The sequence below is a fragment of the Pseudomonas sp. RW407 genome (assembly GCF_003176655.1).
Lineage (GTDB): Bacteria > Pseudomonadota > Gammaproteobacteria > Pseudomonadales > Pseudomonadaceae > Pseudomonas > Pseudomonas delhiensis.
Genome location: NZ_QGSL01000106.1, coordinates 1,028,421 through 1,030,146 on the forward strand (window position 1 = coordinate 1,028,421; position 1,726 = coordinate 1,030,146).

The window sequence follows — 1,726 nt, forward strand, 5'->3', positions numbered from 1 at the left end:
CGCGGTGATCGCGCTGATCGAGGGACAACTGGCCCAGGGCATCGCGCAGCAGCGCATCGTCCTGGCCGGCTTCTCCCAGGGCGGCGCGGTGGTGCTGCACACCGGCTACCTGCGCTGGCCGGGCGAGCTGGGCGGGGTGATGGCGCTTTCCACCTACGGCCCGACGTTCGGCGACGACCTGCAACTGCCGGAGGCGAAGCGACGGCAGCCGGCGCTGTGCCTGCACGGCACCTACGACGACGTGGTGGCGCCCGCCATGGGCCGCGCCGCCTACGACTTCCTCCACGGCCAGGGCGTGGCCGTGCAGTGGCGCGACTACCCCATGGCCCACGAAGTGAGCAACCAGGAGATCGCCGACATCGGCGCCTGGCTGCGCGAGCGCCTGTAACACCCGCCGGCCGATGCCGGCGCGGCGCCTTCCGCCGGGGCCCGGGCGCGCGTCCGGGGCGTCTGCGCGGTGCGTTCCAGGCGCTGGGAAGGGACCTCGTCCGGGTGGGTCGACCGCTGGTCGGTCCAGCCGGCCAGCGAATTGCCAGTACGCAAAAGTCATTAATACTGAAGTTCCCGAAGGACGAACCAGACTACGGAGAGTCGTCGTGCCCCTCAGCGGAACCTGTCGAAAGCCCCCTCAGCCATGAAGCCGACCCAGTGGCAGCAGGATATCCAGCAGTTGCGCCACCTGCGGCTGTTCCAGAACGTCGCCGGGACCGCCTTACAGCGGCTGCTCAACGAATTCCGCGCGCTGGAGCTGGAAGCCGGCGAGGTGCTGCTTTCGCCCTTCAACCGCAACCACTTCCTCTACCTGGTGCTCGAAGGCCAGCTCAAGGTCTACCTCGGCTCGCTGGACAATTCCCCGGTATCCACCCTGGGCAGCGGCGACTGTGCCGGGGAAATCAGCTTCATCGACCATGACCACCCGTCGGCCTACGTGGTGGCCACCGAGGCCACCCGCGTGCTGCGCCTGCACCGCGAGGCGCTGCTGAGCCTGTTCGAGCACTCCCCGCAGCTGATGCAGAACCTGCTGGAGATGCTCTGCGCGCGGGTGCGCCAGGGCAACCGGATCATCCTCAACACCGAGCAGAACGCCAACATCGACACCCTCACCGGGCTGTTCAACCGGCGCTGGCTGGAACACGTCTACGACCGCGAGAGCACCCGCTGCGCGTTCAACCAGCAGCCGCTGGCGATGCTCATGCTGGATGTCGACCACTTCAAGGACTACAACGACCGCCACGGCCACCTGGCCGGCGACTACGCCCTCTGCCTGGTGGCCCATACCCTGCGCAGCCAGCTGCGGCCCAAGGACAGCATGGCGCGCTTCGGCGGCGAGGAATTCGTCATCCTGCTGCCGGAAGTGAGCCTGGACGAGGCCCGCGCCATCGGCGAGCGCCTGCGCATGAGCCTGGAGCAGATCGACTCCTTCTATTCGCCGCTGGGCGCCCTGCCCGGCGTCACCGTGTCCCTCGGCGTGGCCGAGATGTACCTCCAGGAGAGCCTGCAGGGCCTGCTGCGACGCGCCGACGAGGCCCTGTACCGGGCCAAGCAGCACGGCCGCAACCGCCTCTGTGGCTGATCCACGGCAAGCTTTGGCCGGCACCGGCGGCGCACGGATTTCGCCTGGCTGGCAACTTGCTTTACACTGGCGGCCGTTCAATCCTTAACCACTACGAGATCACCGTGCTCAAGGCACTCAAGAAAATCTTCGGCAAGGGCGAGGGCCAAGTGC

General features: G+C 67.7%; 2 protein-coding genes. Both read left to right on the forward strand.

All coding sequences use genetic code 11. The annotated features are described in order from the left end of the window. On the forward strand, window positions 1-388 hold a 388-nt coding region (locus DK254_RS21370; RefSeq protein WP_371921171.1), incomplete at its 5' end, for an alpha/beta hydrolase. A 246-nt stretch (window positions 389-634) separates the two neighbouring features. Beyond that, window positions 635-1,573: a GGDEF domain-containing protein gene (locus DK254_RS21375; protein ID WP_109935378.1), complete on the forward strand. Its 939-nt coding sequence runs from the start codon at window positions 635-637 to the stop codon at window positions 1,571-1,573. Window positions 1,574-1,726 lie beyond the last annotated feature (153 nt).